We start from the raw sequence: 20536 nt of genomic DNA, 5'->3' as shown, positions 1-20536 counted from the left end.
GAATCAAACCAATGCCGCCCAAAGAACTGTCACTTCATAGCCTGCCTTTTGTAGGCGGCCGATCACCTGAGGGGCTCGGCAAGTCGTTCTGGGACGTACCCAATACCGGTGGCTTCCAGGGCGGCAAGTGCACCGGCCAGGCTCTTGCACACTTCTACCTGCTCCACCTTCGCCATTACGGCACGACCGATGACGGTCTGTTGCACTTGATCGCACTGCACATGTTGAGTAACGGCGCCAAGTCCTTAACAACGAAAGGGCAAGCCATAGGCTTCTTCAGCATCCTGGATGCCTGGCTCAGGTTCGTAGCTGAATCCCAGCTCGGCTCAGAGCTTGACCAAATCGACCCCGCTGTTCTGCTTGCTGACGCCAACGCTGGCCTCGGTGACGGCGCCCCTCCCACCCAGATGCAGCTGACCGCGGCTGCGAGGATTCGATAATGAGCCTTCTACCTGGAGATACGACACCCGGCAATATCGAGGCTCTGGCCATCGACGCCGACACCGGTTTGCTTGTGGCCAAAATGATGGCTACACACTACATGTCGCATGAGGAGAAGGAAATCTTCGTCCTTTTCACGGATCTCGCCGAAAGATTCGAGCGCTTGAAAGACGACGCTTACAAGACACTCGAGATTTACAGGCAGCAGGCGCAAGGAGAGCAGCCATGAACGCACAAGTCGAAGTAGAGCAAGGGCCTGTATATAAGCGGCTCGCCAACGCCCAAGAGCGGATTTTAGAGGTGGCATCGAACGCCAGCATCGCTCATACAGTAGCGTGGGTATTTGCCGAGAGACAGGAAGACAACGAGACGCAGACATTGTTCATCGACCTGATGGATAGGTTCGAAGCAATGAAGAATGAGCTGAATGCCGTCGGTAGTGAACTGGACGAAGTGTTTGCGAAGATGCGAGAGCAGCCGGTTTCACCCGCCGATTAAGTTTGTCTGCTATGGCCGGTCTGCGCTAGGCGATGAGGCCGGCCATTCCGAAAGGAGGATGCTATGAAATCCGAAAGCGGGCTGATGAGTGACACGGAAATCGTCGAGCAGCACATGAAGCTAAGCGCTGAGATGTTCTCTATCGCTAAGCGATTCAGTCTGTAGCTCACCAAACTGGCTACACTGACCGACACTTGGGCGGCATGAAGCCGCCCTGCTCCTTTACCGACTCAATGAGGCGTGGCTATGAGCGGAGTGGAAAAGCTCATCCGATCGGCGGGCAGAGCATACCGAACCTTTCTAAAGCTAGATCAAGACCCAGCCCGGGAGCTCGAAGAAGGCAAATTCTGGCTCAACTTACAGCAACAACAAGGCTTCTATGCTGATATTGAGACGGATTCTGGCCTCACCGTTAGCGAAATCGCCGAGATCGTATTCGGGCTTGAGCAAGCCGCATACGACCACGATGCTCTAAAGCGCTCAGAGACAGAAGCAGACACATGCTGGGAAAGGATTCGAGGTGCTCGAGAGATCATGCGTATGTCCGATCCAAGTATCCGACATGACATTCGGATGCGTCGAGCACTTTTTCATCTCGGGTTAATTGGTGACGACAACAACAAGGGAGGATCTATGAAGAATCACAGACTGATGGCATCGCACTACTTTGCGTTACGAGCCGGCGACAACTGGCTGGAAAACGGAGAACTAAAGCAGCTGAAACCACATTCTCATGCGGAGGCCGAGCAAATCATATTCAACACTTACGAAATTGACTGGAGAACGCTAAAGCAAGCCTGCAAAAGAAAGGGAATCCCATTAAGTAAAGATAGCGAAAATTTCCCTAAAGCATAGTAAATCACAAGCTGACCGCGAGCTTGTGCGTTTATATTAGTTCCCAAAAGTACATTCTTGTTCCTCGTAAAGCCAACTAAGACACGAGGAACACCAGATGGCATCACAACTTCTTAAACGAACCGAAGTTGAAAAGCGCTATTGCCTTTCACGCTCCACAATCTATCGCCTTATGGATGAGGGCCTTTTCCCACGTCCTGTTCGCCTAGGATCCAGGAGCGTTGCCTGGAAGGAATCGGATTTGGAGCAGTGGCTTGAAGAACGCAGCAGAAAGACTCAGGGGGCCTGAACATGAAAAAGCCGACCGCCCCCACCACAGAGACCGCCGGCCCTAAGAAGAAAAAGCTTCCTAAGTACCTCATCCTAACAGAAATAATGACTGAAGGGAGAACCCTAATTGCCTTGGAGGCACTTTCCGAATACGGAGACACCTGCCTTCACACAACAATTTCATACCTCACTCATGAGTATGGTCTGCATTTTATCCGTACCCCTGAAAAGCACCGGCATCGCGGCGGGGGTTCGGTCTACTTCACCCGGTACAAACTCGCGCCGGACAGCATCAAGAAGGCCGAAGCTCTCATCAAGTTCTACAAGCAGCGGTGAGCCTATGGCGGCCACATATACGCGGCAGAAGAAACCGGGCAAAGGTAAATCGAGCCTGGCGATAACCTACAAGGGTTTTTTCGGCTTGCCTGATTGCGTGATGAATCATCCTGACTTTATCGCAATGTCAGGCACGGCAGCGAAGCTCCTGTTGGATATCGGCGCTCAGTTCAACGGCCGCAACAACGGTGATCTGCAGTGTACTCGGAGCATCATGTCGTCCCGGGGCTGGACCTCGGACAGCACGCGGACCAGAGCCCTTACCGAGCTGATCAAGCTAGGACTTCTGGTTCAGACGAAAGTCGGCGGGCGCGGCATTGGGCCGAACCTTTACGCGATCACCTGGCAGCCAATCCACGAATGCGGCGGCAAGCTCGACGTAAGCCCTACCGGTAGCAAGCCTTACCGGGACTTCAGGGAGTAACGCTGAGGTAACGCCCGTCGCGTTACCCGACCGTTACCGGTGTCACGCACAACGTGTGACGGAAGTAAGACGAACTATGTCCGCAAAGTGTCCGCATCGAATGCGGACAGGAATTGGACGGGATTTGCGACCAGCTGAAAGCGAGAGTTCAGCGAATAAACGGTGAATCCTTAAATTTTGCCTACTCCTTCTAACGGAACTGATTAAGCCTTCTGGGGGAACTGTAAATGAAATCATTAATCCTTCTGGCGGAACTGATTAATCCTTCTGGCTGTACTATAAAGCCATTTTTCGTAGTTTCATTAATCCTTCTGGCGGACACCTTTATAGATTACCAGGTGGCTGCGCACTTTCTACTGAACATCTTCCAGTGGGAGACGAGGCACTGAGTGGGGATGCCCTGGCGAGGGAACACGCGGAGAAGCTCCCAGCAAGTAGGCTGGGAGCTACGCTATCTTGTGATCTACTCATGATTATCACCGATAGCTTCCCGGTTGTGAGTCGAAAGATTTACGAGAGCAGTGCCTGCAACCTGCTACCGTAGTATCACTCTGATTAACCAATGGAGAGTCCCTTGTCGGAGAAAAAGGAATCGGCCATGCCGTCGTTGTTCTTCCCCACAACTACGAAATCGTTGAGCGAAGAAGAGTTCGAACAGTTTGGCTCTGCGGAGGCTGCCGGCGCCCGCTTGGTCAACTTCATATCGGGGGTTTGTGGAGAGGCTTGGCGTAGGCTTCCGGACGAGCTGAAGAAAATGTACAAGCTGGACCTGGAAAAGCCTGATTGGCTCGACCCGACATATCCCCATTTGGCCATGAACGAGCTCCACCGAATCGCGAACCAACTACCCCGATACATGCCAGGAAAAATAAATAAGCTGCATAATGAAGGCTGGGTGGTCGGAGAGGTCCTGCTATCAGAAAAGCAGACTTTCGCCATGAGGATACTCATAAAGGTCAAAGTCGTTGTTGAGGCTACTGGCAGGATCGAGGATCCCGCGTCTGCTTTGCTGCTTATAGAGGCGTCGATGAATCTGGGGCATGATCTTGCCCATGCGACAGTTTATAAGTACGAGCCGGACGTGGCTGTAAGGATTAAGTCGAAGCAGGCTCTCGATGATCACAATAACGAAGTATCGTCCGCATCAGACGAAAGGAACAGGGTTAGGGAATCGCGGGTTGAGGAAATAATAGCTAAGGATCCCAGCATCTCTTCAAACCATAGCAAGATCGCGGAAGCCCTCATGAAATACGAAGATGAGGTGCTTCGTCACAGAAGCCTAAGACGGATCGTAAAAAATATTTTGATGGATTTGGCAAAGCGATAGGCTTGGCCAAAATATAACCGTCATTCTATCCCGTAGACACATTGAAACGGGTGGAATGACTATGAACACAGCATCATTTCAAAAAAATCACACCACTCACACAGTCAACATTTCCGGTGACGATTGTGTGCCTGCGTGCGAGGCTGCCCGCTTGCTTGGCCTCAAACCCGATACCTTGACACGGTACCGCTACGAACCACCTGAATCTCCCCATTTCATACCGTACGTCAAGGCCGGTCATCGTGTCTTTTATCCTATCAGCGAGCTGCGCGAATTCATGGAAAGGCGCGGCCAATCCCTTGATTTCGGTCGGCAAGATACTGGCGACGCTGTACCAGCTGGCGCCGAATGGCTGACTGCTCACCAGCTCCAAACTCGCTGGCAGGCTGGAGCCCAGCTCCTTTACGAGATGCGCAGTGATCCCCGCTTTCCGAATCCCATCCGCCTTGGGCGCCAGAACCGTTGGTCTGTTGCTGACATCGAGGCATTTGAGCAGCAGTTGAAATCAGACGGAGCCGCAGCATGACAAGCAAATCGGCAGATCAGGAAGCCATCCTCGCCGCCATGAAATCCCCGGATGGTCGAATCGAGTTTCCGCTCGCGGCTCGCATTGGCATGAAGTTAATAAATTTCTACATCTCCAATGGTGCATCAGAGCAGCAGATTCTCGGAATGATGGCGGCAACTGCAACGAAGATGTCGCCTGCATTGGCTCGAATCTTTCTCAATGAGTCGTGCCGTTTAGGCGTGATTTCTGAGACGGGCAAGGATGCTTGCTTCAAGCTCCTTACAGATCATCTTGGCGCCGCTCCCGGCCCTATTCACTGAGCAGGGAGGCGACCATGGCAGACTTGCAAAAAACCATCGAGATCATTTTCGCAGGCGAGAACCGGACCAGCGCGTCGGTTCAATCAGTCGCCAGGGACCTCGATACTCTTCAATCCTCCGTCGGTGACATCACCGGCCCTTTGGCCAACCTCTCGAGCACGATACTCACGACAGAAGCGTCAGCCCTGGCACTCGGGGCGGCCTTCATCGGTGTAGCGGTAAACGAAGCCGGTCAGTTCAAAGAGTCGGTTGCCGAGATCGGGACGCTGTTCAATGGCACCGCTGATCAGGTCGGTAGTCTCGAGGGGCAGATCCTCGACTTCTCCAGAGGCTCAGTATCTTCTATCGAAGAGATCAACGGTGCCGTCTATCAGGCCATTTCAACCGGTACCGATTGGAATGACGCCATCTCGCTGGTCGCCGAGACTGAGAAACTGGCTGTCGCCGGCCGCGCTGATTTGGTCGAGGTGACCAAGCTGGTTGCTGGCGCGATGAATGCCTATGGAGCCGCCACATCGGAAGCAGCGGATTATTCGGACGTTCTGTTTGCCGCTGTACAAAAGGGCCAGACCACCATGCCGGAACTGACCGCCAGCCTAGGGCAGGTGACCGGCATCGCTGCTGCTGCACAGGTGCCCTTCGATGATCTGGCCGCAGCGCTGGCTGCACTGACCATCTACACCGGCAACACCTCTGAGTCGACTACCAAGCTGAAGGCAATCTTCACTGAGCTCCTAAAGCCGTCCGACGAACTGACCGCTGCATTGGATGGCGTCACAGTTCAGGGTGACGGGCTCGATGCAGTTTTCGCGAAACTCTATGAAGCAACCGGCGGCAACGCGCAGGCAATGGCGGAGCTGTTCGGCTCGGTTGAGGCGCTACAGGGCGCCCTGGCTTTGGCGAACGATAATGCCGGCCGCTATGCCGACGCACAGGATGCCATGGCAGAACGGACCGGGATTGTCGTAAACGCCTACGACAACATGGTCGAGCAGCTCAGCAAGATCAACCAGAAGCTGATCAACAACATCACCGCCACCCTGGCAGAGTTTGGCGGCCCGCTGCTGGACGACTACCGCGACATCGCCGAGCAGCTCGGCAAGGTATTCGAGGCTATTTCGCCCAGCGTGAACCCGGAGGCCTTCAAACCGATTTATGACGAGCTCGAGGCGCTTTCCGCCGATCTGACCGAGTTCCTCAAGGGAGTAGCAGAAGCACTACCCGAGGCGCTGAGCCAAGTCGACTTTAGGGGGCTGCTGGATGCACTGGGCCTGCTGCGCGAAGAGTTCGGCAGTATTTTTGAAGGCCTGGACCTGACCAAGCCTGAAGACCTTGCCATTGCCGTCCAATTCATCGTCGATAGCTTCGAGTCACTGACCCGGGTGTCGGCGGGTATTGCTGACAAGTTGGCGGGGTTTGTCAGATGGATCGGCGAAATGATCGTCAAGGTCAACGAGTCCGATGACGCCTTCAAGACCTTTGTGGGGGAAGTGCTCGGCTTATCGCAAATCGTGAATACGCTTCTGCCTATCCTTGGCTATGCCAGCGATGCCCTGAACGGTCTTTCGAGTGTGGTTCTCACCCTGGCCGGCGCGAAGTACCTGGGGGCCACAACTGCCGGTTTCGCCAGCATGGCGGCAGTAATCGCTACCAATCCGGCGAGCCTGATTGCAGCAGTTGGGGGTGCGTCGATCGTATTGGGCGACTTTGCTGCCGATGTGTTCAAGCTCAGCGGGGTCATCGACGAGAATCGTCAGAGCACCGAGAACTGGACCAAGGCATTCGCAGAGACCAGCACCTGGGAAGAAGCGGTCGTCCGCGCCAAAGAGCTCGGCGAAAACGTTGGTCATCTCAACGAGGTGTTCATCGAATCATATGGAGTCGCTGCCACCACGGTCGCGCACTACGGGTCTATTGAGGCCGGTCTGAAGGCGATGGAAACCGCCTCGAACGACTACGTGAGCCGGCTGATGGCGCAGAACCAGGCGCAGGAAGATGCAGGCGCCGCCGCTGCCGAAACTGCGAAGGATTACGACGCCATTGTCGAGGCTGTCTCGGAACAAACCAAGGTCGCGGATCTTGCCACCGAGTCGACCAAAGAACTCACCGAAGCCTTCCGCCTGATGTCGCTCGAGGAACGCGCAGCCCTCAGTACGGATGAGCGGGAGCTGTACGTCGCGGCCATCGAGAAAACCTATGCTGCGACCGATCAAGCTGCCGACTCTACCCGCGAGATGTCACAGGCCGAACTCGAGGCCCAGGTCACCGCCCAGGAGGTACTCGAGATCCGCCTCGAGCAGCTGAAGGCCACCCAGGACTACCAGCTGGCCCTGGAGAAACTGGCGAGTGATGAGCGCCTCCAGGCCATGGAGTTCGTCTTCAAGCTCAACCTGGCTGAGATCGAGTCCGACACCGAGAAAGCCGTCGCGATTATCGACACGATCAACACCGCGATCGAGTCGACCGGCCAGCTGCTCGGTGAACTGTTCGGCTTCCTGACCAATGACGACCTCGACTTCAGCACCAAGTGGGCGATCGAACGCCAGATCGAATTGGAGAACCAGCGCCGACAGGAAGCGCTGGACCTGCAGAAGAAGTTGACCGAGGCGCTCATCGACCAGATGGAGGCGCGCACGGCTGCACTCGAGAACGGTGACGGTCTGATCACGATTCAGGCGGATGGGCTGGAGCCGGAAATCGAAGCCTTCATGTTTAAAATCATCGAGAAGATTCACATCAAGGCAATCGGCGATCAAAGCCAGTTCCTCCTGGGGATCTGACGCCCCTATCAGTAGCACGTTTTGAAAGACGGGCCTGATAGTGGGCCCATATCCAGCAAGAGAGGAAAACCACCATGAGCATACTTCGAAAACCGACAGGCAAAACCAAGCAGGGACCGATCGAATGGGACCAGCGTATCAAGGAACTACGGGCCGAGATCAACACCATCGGCAGCGAACTCAGTGAAAAGCGGACTGAGCTGCAACAGGCGGAGGGCCGGCTCAAAAACAGCGAAAAGGAACTCGAATTCTATACAGCCCCCGGGGCCGATACGAAACCCGGATCTATCCCCGCAACAAAAAGGAAGATCAGCAGCGCATCGAGCAGGATGTCAGGCGTGGCAAGGTCGCCGTCGAGTTCGCCGAGAAGGCCTCCCCCTCCAGGAGCGGAACGACGAGCTACAGGCGGAACTCAATGCTCTGATCGAGAATCCCCCGGCTGTTGCGAAAGCCGACATCAAGAAGTCCTACGGGGCGGTAACCGCGCTCGAGCAGAAGCTGTTCAAGATCAAGGTTGCCCGCGATAACGCCGAGAGCAGCGACACCGGGCCATCTGATGCCATGAAGGCCGAACTGGAGCAGGCCCTGTCCGCCTACGAACTGGCCGCCAGTGGCGTCGATCTGGGCGAGAGCACGCCGGCTGATGTCGATAAGGCTGAGAAGCACCTCAAGCAGGTACGCGCCAAGATCAATGCGGCCGAGGACGCCGCCGCATCGCAGAAGGCCGCAGTCTCCGGGTATGGCCGCCGAATCGAGGCAATCGAGACTGAGCTCGAGCAGGCTCGCGAGACGCATCGCATCATGGTCGGGCTCTATGGCAAGGCAGAGCAGGACGCGGCTGTTGAGCGCATCAACCTGGCAATCGACAGCATCAAGGTGGAACTGAGCAATGCGGCACAAGCCCACGACTTGATGAATCGCTTCCGAGCAGAGAATAGCTGCATGAGTAGCGGCGTATGCCTCGAGATCGACACCAAAGAATACTCACACATCTACGGGGTCAACACCGGCCGGATCCGCCCTGATGACAGTGAGGTGCGCAAAGGGGTGAACAAGCTTCTGGTCAGCATCGGCTATCCGATCGAGCCGGACGGCGACGAATAGGGGGCGCGAGGGTCCGGGTTGGTGGTCCTCCTGGGCTCTCCCCTCCACCTACCACGAAAAAATCCCGCCTTGGCCACTGGAGGATAGCTGGGCGGGATAAAACAACAGGAGAGGTATTAGATTAAACCACTACATATTTCACATCAATTCATAACTTATAACCATAAAATCGAACTGATGTAGTGAAAATCACCACGATTATATCGAGTTACTTCAAGTTGAGTCCGACAGCGCGGGGCGGGATGCCGGCCATGTGGCGTACCTCCTGAGCCGCACCGCGTCTGTTGGGCACCCAAGCAGGAAAAGCGGTAATCAGGGGTATGGGCCTGTGGCGCTGTGAGAAGCCGCAGGAGATGCGGTAAGCATGAATGGCTGTCTGGTACTGGCGAGAAGAGAAGGCGCAGCAGGGAGAAAGGGAGAGAGCCATAGGGACAGAAAGCCGATGGGACCCTAGGAAAATCAGCCAACCGCGCGGGCGGAGCAAGCTCGCGGTTTTCGAGAAATTTTCGGGTCCTATGGGCCTCCCCATCAGGTTTATTTATTTGTTTTATTTCAAACACTTAGAGTAATTGGGCTGGAGGGTCGCGGATTGACTTCTGCGACAGGAGCGGAACATGGACAGCAACGTGAACGACATCGATGACGCCCATCAGTGGTCAATCAGCAGGATTGCCCGGGTGTTCTGCATGGATCGGAAGACAGTCCTGCGCCGGCTCGAAGACGCCCTGGTCAAGCCGTCCGGCACTCGCGCAACCCATCCTGTTTACGCACTCAAGGACGTAGCCCCGGCCCTATATGGCAACGTCATCGTCGGCGGCCAGAAGCCCGACGACATGATCCCCACCGATCGGCGAGCCTGGTACCAGTCCGAGAATGAACGACTGAAGGTCGAGGTGCAGATGGGTCTGCTCATTCCAACGGATGAGGTTCACCGAGAGATGAGCCTGCTGGCCAAAGCCATCGCGAATCTACTGGACAGTATCCCTGATGTCCTCGAGCGCGACTGTGGTCTCCGTCCCGAAGCTGTCGAGCACATCATGAAAATCTGCGACGCCCAGCGCGAACACCTCTATCAAACAGTGCTCGCAACCCACACCGACGAGACGCCCGAAACCATCGACGACACCGGACCGGATCCGGAGGAGTAACCACCATGAATATGAAGGCCAACTTCCCGGGCACCGGGGGCAGAAAGAACAGCACCGCCACCTGGTTCACCGCCCAAGCGGCCGGTAATGGCGTGGGCAAAGTCGTGATCGACAAGGACATCGGCAGCGACTGGCTGCCGGACTGGTACAACGAAGAAGCCGGCGTGCAATCGGCCAGGGCATTCATCGACGCCATTGAAGCCATGGGCGACCTGAAAGAGATCCACCTTGACCTCAACAGCCGGGGCGGCGACTTCTACGCCGGCGTCCGGATCTACAACTACCTGAAGAACCACAAGGCCAAGGTGCATGTCCGTGTGACAGGCATCGCGGCGAGCATCGCATCCGTGATCCTGATGGCCGGCGACCGCCGCGAAATGGCCACCGGTACCAGTGTGATGCTGCACAAGCCCTCTGCCGGCTTGGATGGCTTCTACAACGAGCAGCAACTCGAGGACGTTATAACGGCGCTGGGCAAGCTCAAGGGTTCAATGGTCGACATCTACGCCAGCACGACCGGCAAGACCAAAGCCCAGCTGAATGACCTGCTGGACCAGGGAGACACCTACCTGAGCGCCGAAGAGGCGCTGGAGTGGGGTTTCGCCACCCATATCAGCGGCACAGCATCGGGACAGGCGACCGCGCAGGCCCGGGCGTTCTGGGCCGGCATGCAGGCAAAGACCGGCAAGCGGCCGGCATCCCGATCACCGAACCATAGCAAAACCCCAAATCGCAGCGCGGTCTATGGCCAATTAAACAACCCCCACGCGGCGTCCTGGGAGGCCGCATTTACACGTGCAAAAAAGTAGAAGAATGACTACGAGAATGCAGAAGCCACAATTGAAGACTAACACGACCACAGGTAACACCGAGAAACAGCTTTGACTGCAGCACTGAACATAAACCGACATAGGCGGGCCCACAAGCTGGCAACGCCTCGCGCATAAAAAGGGGCTTCAGCATGCTGCAGCCCCTCGACGCTTGTCCTTGGAAGGCTATTTTTCGATATCGTCCCAATCTATATTACGCTCTGCCCAACTATCCATCTCTTCGACCGAATCGAAGTCCTCGTCGATGCCCCGCGCATCATCCCTCAGTGTCTTGTTAAACAAGTCAGAGACAAACGTTACCGCCCCGTCGATCAACACAGTTATACGCCCACTCATGCTGCATCTCCATTGATAAACACCATCATATCTTTGGATAGACTCATATCAGTAAAAGTACAAGCCGAAGCGCAATCCCCCGGCTGTCTCCGCTCAACAGCCAAGAACAGCGGGATTGGTAGCATTAGGCCATTGACTATGGTTCGCGCCGACCTCCGGGAACTGCAAACCCTGTTAGAAATCTTTCGCAGCAAAAAAGCAGGAACTAAACAGAAGTGTAGGAGTCACTAAAAGACTGATTCTCAAAAAATCAGTATACTTTTGGCAAGCACCCAGAAAATCGTAACGGAAGGATGTTCTCGCTTGGATTAATCGGCGCCAGGCATCATCTTCTTCACAACCGATACAAGCAAGGAGTAAATAGGTGGCCCAATGAATGATCAACATAAGGATGATTTGCCCGCCACTTCCGAGACTTCTCTTGACGACCTGAACGAAGCCTCAGATTTAGCGAGCGAGCCCACTTTTTCTACGCCTGAGGTACCACCAATTACTTGGTTTGAAGCGTTAAATTCATACAACAAGAAACTCGCTGATACCGAGTTACAGATAATAAGAGCTTGTGAACCTCTAACTACTCAGCTAGAAGACATTTCCCATCACCTTGAAGCTCTACAAATACCATCCATCCGCATACCCCAACTTCCTGAACTAATACAGCCTGCAGAAAAACTACAAAAAATATTTAGTCAATCACTAGGCCCAGCGATTGAGCAGCTGAAGCAAAGCTTCGACGAACTTCCTCCGCGCACGCAAAATGTACTTCTTCTACTGGGAAGCCACGGGTGGTATCCAGACCTAGAAATGGAAATGCCAATGCTTTGGCACTTGGAAGAAGAGTTCTCGACTGGAAGAGTTGACAGCGCCGAAACACTATTGATCGAGTATTTCGAGGGCCGTATGAACAAAATACAAGCATCGGTAGCAACTCGATTTCCACATCGCAGCGACCTTATTTCTTCGGCGCTTGACGCCCATCGAAAAGAAGCTTACGAGCTAGCAATTCCGGTACTTCTAGCTCAAATAGATGGCATCTGCAAGGAGGTAGCTGGAGACTATCTATTCATGAAAGACAGGAAGCAGCCAAAACCTAGAACTGCAACATATGTGAGCCAATTCGCCTCAGATAACTTTACGTATGCGCTTCTTAGCCCTCTCGCCACAGTCCTACCAGTTTCCGCATCGGAGAAGGAGCGGGGCACTAATTTCACTGGACTGAACAGACACATGGTGCTTCATGGAGAATCGTTAGACTATGGCACCCGGAAAAACGGCCTAAAAGCAATTTCCCTCTTAAACTACGTATCTCAGGTTCTTTCTATTGACACTGACGACCATGCGGAACCACGGTAAGCTTACTCGCCCAAGGCGACGCTCAAGCCTCTGACCTTTTCAGACAGCGAATCTCATACTCGCGCTAGTGTCGGCTCCGAAAAACAGACACGGTAGAAACCCCAAGCATGTAGCCCAAGGATCTCGTAACTACGATCGTTTGGGTAATTGTACAGACGAGCCACACCAGACGAGTCGTACGTCTTAGTGGCATCTACGTTGTAGCTAAAACCAATTACCACCAAGAGCATAAGAGGCAATGCCGCTTTTCATAGCTGCCGGAGCCGGGTTGGGTGATGTTCGATTGGCAAGGCGCACCTCCTGTGCAATGCCGCTAACAGTCCGGGGCAGACAGGATAACGATCGCAGGATTTACGCAATTAATCAATCGCAAATCCTACCGGATATCTAACGTATATCAGTCTATCGAAACCAGCTGTTTCAAAATTATTAACTTTATTATTCAGTTTGAGTCATCTGTTGAGTATGGCTGAAATGTTATTGTTCCTTCATTTAGAACAATTGCTCGATAAAGCTTTCCAAAGTTTGATTTATGGCTAGATGCGCCAATTATGGCAAGCAATATAGCTAGAACAAATGTAGAAGCAATAGAAGCCCCGACACCCAAGAAAAAACCAGTCTTATTACTGGTTCTATCTGTAATGTGAGTCTTTACAACATCCAACTCACCCTTAAATTTTTTATTGGAAGTTTCTACTTCCCTTAGTACTGCGGAGTTTCGTGTTTGCTCTGTCAGAAATTGCTGCGAGATTTCGTCCGCAAACTCAAATAAAGTTTGCTCAGCCTCCGAACGCAGCTGATCTAATCTCCGATCATTATAGTTCCTAAGAAAGCCTCTTAGCTCCTCACAAGTAGGAGATCGACCTTCGTTAACTTCGGTATCACGAAAAAACTCAAACTTCTGTATTTTATATTCTGCGTACGCTAGTCGCCCTATTAACGAAAGAGAAAGATCGTCCTCTTCAATAATCAACTTTCGAAGAATTGGATTGTGATCTGAAATTTGCGGCTGAATATCTTCAGCCTGACCTTCCGTGGCCTGTTGCTTCATCAACTTACCTGCTATTCACTAAACAGTATCGTAAGAAAAGTTCATTTAGATGAGTGCTTCTACAAGGTCATTCTCATCATTCTCATCTCTACGTCTTTTCAAATGACCAATCATAGCTTTTTTCATGGCGCGATCCGCTGTGGCACGATTTACACGTACAATAGTAACATCACGAGCGCCAACAGCAATGATCTGAGAACTCAATGCGTCGAGCGTAACTTCGTTTACTTCTCTGTCTGGAGCGATAAACACCCTCGACCGCTGCCTTTTACGCCTCATATCACTATTCCAAGTTCATCTGTGAGGTTTGTATGAAAACTAATCCTATCTCTCTATTTGATCATAGCATAATGGCAGGACTTGGTGTCATCTTAGATGTAAGTAGTTGATTAGGATAGGAAATCCAAAGTATGGTAGACGTCTGCCTGCCAAAAATCCCTTCAAGGAAGAAAACAGTGAAAAGTTACATTGTTACAATCGCCCTAGTCGTCCTACCAACTGCAGGGCTAGCAGAGCTTCCCTCCTCATTCTCACAAGCCAAGCGGGCGTTGGCAGACCAAATCTATTCCGGCAACCAGAAAACTTTCTACTGCGGCTGCGATTACGCTGAGGCGCCGGTCCCGGGTAAGCCAAACCGAACGCGCCTAACTCCGGACGCGACAAGTTGCGGCCTAGAGCCCCGTAAGAATGCCAACCGTTCCGGCCGTATCGAGTGGGAGCACGTTGTTCCGGCTTGGGAATTCGGCCACCAGCTCCAGTGCTGGCAAGATGGCGGCCGCAAGGCCTGCAAGAAAGACCCAACGTTTCGAGCCATGGAAGCAGATCTCTACAACCTGGTACCCACAGTGGGCGAACTGAACGGTGACAGGAGCAACTTCCGCTACGGGATGATCGAGGGCGAGCCGCGCGCCTATGGCCAGTGTGACTTCGAGGTCGACTTCAAGGCCCGGGTAGCTGAGCCAGCGGAGAACGTCCGCGGTGACGTGGCAAGGATCTACTTCTACATGGAAGACCGCTATGGGATGAAGATCAGTCGCAAGCAGCGTCAGCTGTTCGAGGCATGGTCGAAACAGGACCTGATCGATCAGTGGGAAAGAGAGCGATCGAGGCGTATAGAGAAAATTCAAGGGCATCGTAACCAATTCGTCAGCTCCGACTAAAAAGATCTCGGGCACCCATCCCTCACCTGATCTATCCTGAAATATGCTCAGGACGAGCTCACACAGGAGACACGGATATGTCTGAACCACTCTACTGCGAGGTGAAGCGCCTCGCTGCCATTCTCGAAGCCGACCACCCCTGCCCGTCAGACTTGGACCTAGGCGCCTGGATTGATCGCGAGCTTACAGAGCTCCGCCCACTACATCTCAGGCGCCAGGCACTGGTATATGTGATCGAGGGTGACTACTACGGAATGCTGATCGAGAAGGCGCTCAGGCGGTCTACGGTAACCTGACCCCCAAATTGGAAATGCAGGTCAGCATGGCGGGACGCTTGGATCAAAGCATCCCGCTCGATCGTTTTGCCTGCGGAGAATCAGGTATCGCTAGTGAGCTTGAGAGATTCGAAGTACCTCGCATGTCACCTCGAGGGTCCGAGCCGAAATATTACCAACCTCTTCGTGACGGACGATACAGGCGTTGCCTCCTAGATCTTTGACCTTTTCGGATAGCGAGTCCCACACTCTTGCAAGGGTAGGCTCCGCGAATCCGATGCGGTAGAAGCCCCAGGCATGCAGCCCGAGGTTCTCGTATCCACGATCATTCGGGTAATCATACAGACGAGTCACACCAGACGACTCATATGTCTTGGTCGAATCTACGTTGTAGCTACAACCAGCCACCGCCATGAACACAAATGTTAATGCAGCCTTTGAGAGCTGGCGAATGTGGTTTGGATTACGGTCGTGAGACAAAGCGCACCTCCTGTGCGATCTGACTTTGTCAGTCAGTGACGCGGTAAGGATAGCTCACTGCGGATCTATTACGACTTCAAACACGCCGCAACGCCCTACACCGGTCCAAACACGGACATAGCAAATGATGCCGGCTGCATTCAGCTGGTCACCAAGGGATGGGCAATCTGGCTGCCATATTGCTGATGCCGCACGGGAGTGACCCGCATCTCAAACTTGAGTTCGCAGGCATGTGCTTTGGCAATCGCCTTGGCCACAAGGCGCTGGATGACTTTGAGAAAGTCCGGGGCAGTCTCGCTAGATTTCATGCCACGTTCTCGGCAGTGCTATCCTGTCGCGATGATAGGCGACGGAGTATAGCTATGACGGACATTCTGGAAGCTTGGAAGTACACAGATCAGGTTTCTACCGACCGGCGCAAAGCCTTGGCAGAGCCGGGGTCGTTTGATGAGCTTATCAGTCGGGTGTGCGTTGAGGCTGAAGTCGTGAAAGCCAAAAAGGATACAGGTAGTGATTCGAGTTTGATCGGATGTTGGCGGCCGATATTTACTATTGAACTTCAAGATACCGGCGACCAACTTTTCAACGGACCATGGGGCTATCGAGCACAGTTCTGGGAAAGTCCTGAGCGAGGGATGGAAGCCAATCTCCTGCTGATTGAGTCGCTGTACCCGATACTCTTAGAGTTTATCCAGAGGCATCCTGCGGGAGACATGAGTACAAAGGACGTGGAACAGCGTCTGACTGCTTCTTCCGCAAAAATTTGGCCAGATGAAAGTCAATTATGCTTGGCAGGCCCTTCCAAAGATCTGGATGTCGATAGGTGGCGGACCGAGGCAGACGCAGGTCAGTGGAAGGCCAACGTTGGGCTTGCCGCACCAAAGGTTTCGAAATTCGAGGTAAAAGGAGCTTTCTTCGATAGCAACACCTGGAATGAAGTCGTGCCCGAGCAGAAGCTACAGCGCCACCATGAGATTCATCAGTTTGGATTCTCATGAAGGGATGGGTCTGGCATCCTCTGACCATACCTAGCCCAAATAATGGAGGGAAAGGCTCCAGTTTACCCCTTAAACCTCAAATCGAAGCTCAAGCCAGACGCCTGTCTTCCTCGTGCTGAATCCAGCAACTCAGTCCCCCGCTTGAAACTTTTTCGCCTCAGTTCGGTTTAACATGAACAAAATGGGGGCATATGCGGGGGCACTAATGAAATATTTCTAACTGATACCATCGTATTATCATTGACTTACGCTGGCTTTTCGGTAGACTCCACTCCGACCATTTTCTTGCCATCTTCTCCTCTGCAATGCCAGTCTCGGTTTAAAGCATTTCCACCATGCCGCACAGAGGAATAAGAAGCCCCGAAGGGGATTCGACCATCTTGGACCTGCCCGTCCGTGTCGCCTCTCTACGCCATCTTGTTGAGCCACGATTCACCCTGCAACGCATGTTTCATACCATACCCCCGGCAGACCCTGCCGCAAACAAACGCCAACCCCATACCCGAAAAACACTGTTATGAATCTGCTAGTTATCGGCTACGTATGGCCTGAGCCGGCCTCCAGCGCTGCGGGCTATCGCATGCTTGCCCTGCTCGACTGCTTTCGCCAGCACGACTGGAAGATTACCTTTGCCAGCCCCGCCGAGAAAAGCATTCACCGCACCGACCTGCCTGCGCGAGGCATCAGCGAACAAAGCATCGCCCTGAACTGCTCCAGCTTCGACACTTTTGTCCGCACGCTGCAGCCGGACATCGTACTGTTCGATCGTTTCATGATGGAAGAGCAGTTTGGCTGGCGGGTAGAGTCGCACTGCCCACAAGCGTTACGGGTCCTGGATACCGAAGACCTCTCCTGCATGCGCCACGCACGCCATGCAGCGGTCAAGCTCAGCGGGAAGGTCACCACCGACGTCGCGCCCCAGCTGCTTTTCTCGGATCATGCCAAAAGAGAAATCGCCGCCATACTGCGCAGCGATCTGACGCTGATGATCTCCCGGGCGGAGATCCAGCTGCTGACATCGACCTTCCAGGTCGACCCGGCCCTGCTGCAATACACGCCCTTTATGCTGCAACCGGTCAATACGGAACAGCAGGCCATGCTGCCCCACAGGGATCAGCGCAATCACTTCATCGCAATCGGCAACTTCCGCCATGCGCCCAACTGGGACGCGGTGCTCTGGCTACAGCAGGCGATCTGGCCCCTGATACGACGCCAGCTACCGCAGGCCGAGCTGCATATTTACGGCGCCTACCCCCACCAAAGGCGACCGCCCTCGACAATGCCAAACAGGGCTTCAGGATCAAGGGCTGGGCCGAGAGTGCACAGGACGTAATGCAGCAGGCACGCGTGAACCTGGCCCCGCTGCGCTTTGGTGCCGGCCTGAAGGGAAAGCTGGCCGACGCCCTGGCCTGCGGCACCCTTGCGTTACCACAACGGTGGGTGCAGAAGGGATGGCCGACGAGCACGGCACCTGGCCCGGACCCGTAGCCGATACGCCCGAAACCTTCGCTACCGCCGCTGTTGCCCTGTACCGCGATCCCGAGCAATGGCTGCAGAGCCAGCAGCAGGGCTTTCGTCTGCACAACCGCCATTTCGCATTTGAACCTCACGCCCAGTCACTGATGGCGCGCCTGGAAACGCTCGGTCGCACGATCGATCAGCACCGGCTAAAGAACTTTACCGGCGCCATGCTGCGTCACCACACCATGAAAAGCACGCAGTACATGGCCCAGTGGATAGAGGCAAAAAACAGGCACAAAGCCGACTAAGCCAGATCGCACCGAGCGATCCTGCAGCGGTTCATGACGCCACCCTCTTAAGCCCTGGAGCCTCCGATAAAGCCGGGACGGCCCACCCCATCCGGCCATTATCCATTCACCGACAGCCGTCAGGACTTCTCGAGCGAGGCCAGCAACCCCGGAATCTCGTTGCAGACGAACTCGGTCGGCAGACAACTCTCGACACTGTCACTGGCGAATTGCAGAAAGCCGCGCGCCGCATGAGGCATACGCCGGTCGCGACGCACGATGAAGTGCCAGTGACTGTCGATGGGGAAATGCCGCACCGGCAACACCACCAGCCCGGGATGGACATCCGGCAGCACGTGCCGCGACAGCACGGCCAGCCCCATTCCGGACGCCACGCCCACTCTGATCGCCTCGTTGCTCGCCATCTGCAGAGCACCGGACAGCTGCATGCCCTGCCCCTGCAGCCAGCTTTCGAACAGCATCCGCGTCGCCGATCCCGGCTCGCGCAACAGAAACCGCTCTGCGGCGAGGTCCCGCACGGCCACCACTTCGCGCTGCGCCAGCGGATGGGACCCTGGCGCGATCATGACCAGCGGATTGCGCAAAAAACGGGCGGCCAGCGCATGTTCCAGGGACGGCGGATGACTGAAGACGTAGATATCGTCCAGTTGGCGCTCGAAACGACTGAGCAGCTGCTGACGATTGCCGATCTGCACCGTGACATCAACTTCCGGATAGGCATGGCTGTAGGGCCCCAGCATGCGCGGCAACACGTACTGGGCGGTATTGACCAGCGCAATACTGAAACGCCCGCGCTGGCCGCCGCGCAGCTCCGCCAGATAGTCCTGGAAGTCATCGAAGCGACCGGTCACATCCAGAGCGGCACGATAGAGCTCGGCGCCCGCTTCCGTGGGCTCGAGACCGCCAGCGCCCGATCGCAGCAAAGGCTCTCCCGCGGCCTCGGCCAGTCGCTTCAGCTGCTGAGACACGGTCGGCTGGGTCAGATGCAGCTGCCGGGCCGCCGCGGTCACCGAACCGGCACGAACCGTGGCGATATAGACCTCGAGCAGACGAAAGGTGAGATGACGCAGATTCATTCGCTGTCCGCCATAGATAATTATCTATACATATAAGCTAAATATTTAATTAGATGCAATACGGATTCACCGGCAGAATCGGCGCCGAATCGCTGCATGGAGACCGGAGAATGCCGGATATCGTCGTGATGTTTTTTCTGCTTGGCCTGGTGGCGGGACTGCTGAGGTCCGACCTGAACATTCCCAGGGCCGCCTATGACACCCTGAGCCTGCTGCTGATGCTGACCATCGGCCTCAAGGGCGGCATGGGCCTGCACGGCCAGCTCGACCTTGCACTGGTACCGGAGCTTGTACTGGTGACACTGCTCGGCGCTCTCGTGCCACTGCTGCTGTTCCCGCTGCTGCGCACCGTCATCGGTCTGTCACTGGCCGACAGCGCCAGCATCAGCGCCCACTACGGATCGGTCAGCGCCGGCACCTTCGCTGTGGCCCTTGCCTATGCGGAAAGCCATCAGCTGGTCACCGGCTCGCAGGCGACTCTATACCTGGTACTGCTTGAACTGCCGGCGATCATGGTAGGTCTGGCCCTGTTCCGGCGCTTTGCCGATGGCAGCCGCAATGGACATTCGAAAACCAGCCTGCTGCACGAGACCCTGACCAATCGCGGCGTCGTACTCCTGACGGGCGGCGTCATTATCGGCTACCTGTATGGTCCGCTCGAAGGCGCCGCCGTCACCGATCTCTTTACCGGCGCCTTCAAGGCGGTCCTGGCGATCTTCCTGCTGGAGATGGGACTGGTGGCCGCCGAGACCCTGCGCCCGCTGCCACTGAAACACTGGCGACTGCTGGCCTTTGCCCTCGCCGCGCCTACAGCCCTGTCGCTGCTCGGTCTGAGCACCGCACTGCTGCTGGCCCTGCCTGCCGGCACCGCGCTGATACTGGCAAGCCTGACAGCCAGCGCCTCGTACATCGCCGCTCCCGCTGCCATTCGCGCAGCCATTCCGACTGCCGATATCGGCCTTGCCATGCTGGCAGCGCTGGGAATCACCTTTCCGTTCAATGTGATCGTCGGCATCCCGCTGTATCACCAGCTTATCCTGCAGTTCGGCTGACGACGACACCGAACCCCGGCCGGACACAACTCGCTGCGGGCCTGAATGTCCGGCCGACCTTCTTGGCTGAACTCAACTCAATAAACGCCAACACTCTTTTTTGCCCATAACCCCGGCATAACCGCCGCGCATAACCCCCGACCCT

Annotated in this window: 26 protein-coding genes; 21 read left to right on the top strand and 5 right to left on the bottom strand. The window is 54.9% G+C overall.

Annotation, left to right across the window (positions count from 1 at the left end; all coding sequences use genetic code 11):
- Positions 1-11: 11 nt before the first annotated feature.
- The 14 genes from ACFQDL_RS22510 to ACFQDL_RS22445 all read left to right on the top strand — a co-directional run bounded on the left by ACFQDL_RS22510 (position 12) and on the right by ACFQDL_RS22445 (position 10820).
- Positions 12-440 (top strand): hypothetical protein, encoded by a 429-nt coding sequence (locus ACFQDL_RS22510; RefSeq protein ID WP_379910968.1) that lies wholly within the window; start codon positions 12-14, stop codon positions 438-440.
- Entirely contained in the window at positions 440-670 is a 231-nt protein-coding gene (locus tag ACFQDL_RS22505; RefSeq protein ID WP_379910967.1) for a hypothetical protein, read from the top strand. Before ACFQDL_RS22510 ends, ACFQDL_RS22505 begins: the two co-directional genes overlap by 1 nt.
- On the top strand, positions 667-939 hold the full coding sequence (locus ACFQDL_RS22500; protein ID WP_379910966.1) for a hypothetical protein: 273 nt from the start codon (positions 667-669) through the stop codon (positions 937-939). The genes ACFQDL_RS22505 and ACFQDL_RS22500 overlap by 4 nt, the downstream gene beginning before the upstream one ends.
- A gap of 246 nt (positions 940-1185) precedes the next feature.
- Positions 1186-1794 (top strand): hypothetical protein, encoded by a 609-nt coding sequence (locus tag ACFQDL_RS22495; RefSeq protein ID WP_379910965.1) that lies wholly within the window; start codon positions 1186-1188, stop codon positions 1792-1794.
- A 97-nt stretch (positions 1795-1891) separates the two neighbouring features.
- Positions 1892-2083 carry a helix-turn-helix transcriptional regulator gene (locus ACFQDL_RS22490; RefSeq protein ID WP_379910964.1) on the top strand — a complete coding sequence of 64 codons (192 nt, stop codon included), beginning with the start codon at positions 1892-1894 and terminating at the stop codon, positions 2081-2083.
- Positions 2084-2085: 2 nt separating this feature from the next.
- Positions 2086-2400 carry a hypothetical protein gene (locus ACFQDL_RS22485; protein WP_379910963.1) on the top strand — a complete coding sequence of 105 codons (315 nt, stop codon included), beginning with the start codon at positions 2086-2088 and terminating at the stop codon, positions 2398-2400.
- A gap of 4 nt (positions 2401-2404) precedes the next feature.
- A complete protein-coding gene (locus tag ACFQDL_RS22480) occupies positions 2405-2824 on the top strand; it encodes a hypothetical protein (protein WP_379910962.1) in 420 nt (139 codons plus the stop codon).
- Between the two features lie 574 nt (positions 2825-3398).
- Positions 3399-4151, top strand: coding sequence for a hypothetical protein (locus ACFQDL_RS22475; protein ID WP_379910961.1), 753 nt, complete (start codon positions 3399-3401; stop codon positions 4149-4151).
- Positions 4152-4212: 61 nt separating this feature from the next.
- Positions 4213-4677, top strand: a complete 465-nt coding sequence (locus ACFQDL_RS22470) for a hypothetical protein (RefSeq protein WP_379910960.1) — start codon at positions 4213-4215, stop codon at positions 4675-4677.
- Positions 4674-4979, top strand: a complete 306-nt coding sequence (locus tag ACFQDL_RS22465; RefSeq protein WP_379910959.1) for a hypothetical protein — start codon at positions 4674-4676, stop codon at positions 4977-4979. Before ACFQDL_RS22470 ends, ACFQDL_RS22465 begins: the two co-directional genes overlap by 4 nt.
- 14 nt (positions 4980-4993) lie before the next feature.
- Positions 4994-7759 (top strand): phage tail tape measure protein, encoded by a 2766-nt coding sequence (locus tag ACFQDL_RS22460; RefSeq protein ID WP_379910958.1) that lies wholly within the window; start codon positions 4994-4996, stop codon positions 7757-7759.
- Positions 7760-7942: 183 nt separating this feature from the next.
- Positions 7943-8863 carry a hypothetical protein gene (locus ACFQDL_RS22455; protein WP_379910957.1) on the top strand — a complete coding sequence of 307 codons (921 nt, stop codon included), beginning with the start codon at positions 7943-7945 and terminating at the stop codon, positions 8861-8863.
- A 614-nt stretch (positions 8864-9477) separates the two neighbouring features.
- On the top strand, positions 9478-10011 hold the full coding sequence (locus tag ACFQDL_RS22450) for a DUF1441 family protein (RefSeq protein ID WP_379910956.1): 534 nt from the start codon (positions 9478-9480) through the stop codon (positions 10009-10011).
- A gap of 5 nt (positions 10012-10016) precedes the next feature.
- A complete protein-coding gene (locus tag ACFQDL_RS22445) occupies positions 10017-10820 on the top strand; it encodes a head maturation protease, ClpP-related (protein ID WP_379910955.1) in 804 nt (267 codons plus the stop codon).
- A 186-nt stretch (positions 10821-11006) separates the two neighbouring features.
- Here the strand turns inward: ACFQDL_RS22445 and ACFQDL_RS22440 are convergent, their stop codons facing one another.
- Complete coding sequence (locus ACFQDL_RS22440; protein WP_379910954.1) at positions 11007-11177, bottom strand: hypothetical protein; 171 nt, start codon at positions 11175-11177, stop codon at positions 11007-11009.
- A 372-nt stretch (positions 11178-11549) separates the two neighbouring features.
- On the opposite strand from ACFQDL_RS22440, the gene ACFQDL_RS22435 reads away from it, so the two are divergent.
- Positions 11550-12530: a hypothetical protein gene (locus ACFQDL_RS22435; protein ID WP_379910953.1), complete on the top strand. Its 981-nt coding sequence runs from the start codon at positions 11550-11552 to the stop codon at positions 12528-12530.
- A 442-nt stretch (positions 12531-12972) separates the two neighbouring features.
- On the opposite strand, the gene ACFQDL_RS22430 is transcribed toward ACFQDL_RS22435, so the two are convergent.
- Positions 12973-13581: a hypothetical protein gene (locus ACFQDL_RS22430; protein WP_379910952.1), complete on the bottom strand. Its 609-nt coding sequence runs from the start codon at positions 13579-13581 to the stop codon at positions 12973-12975.
- 45 nt (positions 13582-13626) lie between these two features.
- A complete protein-coding gene (locus ACFQDL_RS22425; RefSeq protein WP_379910951.1) occupies positions 13627-13833 on the bottom strand; it encodes a hypothetical protein in 207 nt (68 codons plus the stop codon).
- A gap of 203 nt (positions 13834-14036) precedes the next feature.
- On the opposite strand from ACFQDL_RS22425, the gene ACFQDL_RS22420 reads away from it, so the two are divergent.
- Entirely contained in the window at positions 14037-14741 is a 705-nt protein-coding gene (locus ACFQDL_RS22420) for an endonuclease (protein ID WP_379910950.1), read from the top strand.
- A 77-nt stretch (positions 14742-14818) separates the two neighbouring features.
- Complete coding sequence (locus tag ACFQDL_RS22415; protein WP_379910949.1) at positions 14819-15037, top strand: hypothetical protein; 219 nt, start codon at positions 14819-14821, stop codon at positions 15035-15037.
- A 599-nt stretch (positions 15038-15636) separates the two neighbouring features.
- Here the strand turns inward: ACFQDL_RS22415 and ACFQDL_RS22410 are convergent.
- Entirely contained in the window at positions 15637-15804 is a 168-nt protein-coding gene (locus ACFQDL_RS22410; protein ID WP_379910948.1) for a hypothetical protein, read from the bottom strand.
- A gap of 54 nt (positions 15805-15858) precedes the next feature.
- Between ACFQDL_RS22410 and ACFQDL_RS22405 the strand changes: the two genes are divergently transcribed.
- From ACFQDL_RS22405 to ACFQDL_RS22395, 3 genes are all read left to right on the top strand, one after another.
- On the top strand, positions 15859-16494 hold the full coding sequence (locus ACFQDL_RS22405) for a hypothetical protein (RefSeq protein WP_379910947.1): 636 nt from the start codon (positions 15859-15861) through the stop codon (positions 16492-16494).
- Positions 16495-17011: 517 nt separating this feature from the next.
- Positions 17012-17827, top strand: coding sequence for a hypothetical protein (locus tag ACFQDL_RS22400; RefSeq protein WP_379910945.1), 816 nt, complete (start codon positions 17012-17014; stop codon positions 17825-17827).
- A 118-nt stretch (positions 17828-17945) separates the two neighbouring features.
- On the top strand, positions 17946-18263 hold the full coding sequence (locus ACFQDL_RS22395; protein ID WP_379910944.1) for a hypothetical protein: 318 nt from the start codon (positions 17946-17948) through the stop codon (positions 18261-18263).
- Between the two features lie 119 nt (positions 18264-18382).
- Here ACFQDL_RS22395 and ACFQDL_RS22390 read toward each other — a convergent pair whose 3' ends face one another.
- The gene (locus ACFQDL_RS22390) at positions 18383-19339 is read right to left on the bottom strand and encodes a LysR family transcriptional regulator (RefSeq protein WP_379910943.1); all 957 of its coding nucleotides are present in this window, start codon (positions 19337-19339) and stop codon (positions 18383-18385) included.
- 110 nt (positions 19340-19449) lie between these two features.
- On the opposite strand from ACFQDL_RS22390, the gene ACFQDL_RS22385 reads away from it, so the two are divergent.
- A complete protein-coding gene (locus ACFQDL_RS22385; RefSeq protein WP_379910942.1) occupies positions 19450-20391 on the top strand; it encodes a sodium-dependent bicarbonate transport family permease in 942 nt (313 codons plus the stop codon).
- The last annotated feature ends 145 nt before the right edge of the window (positions 20392-20536 follow it).

Origin of the sequence: Marinobacterium aestuariivivens (genome assembly GCF_042661465.1) — a bacterium.
GTDB classification, from domain to species: Bacteria; Pseudomonadota; Gammaproteobacteria; order Pseudomonadales; family Balneatricaceae; genus Marinobacterium_A; species Marinobacterium_A aestuariivivens.
This window is presented reverse-complemented; position numbering and strand designations above follow the sequence as displayed.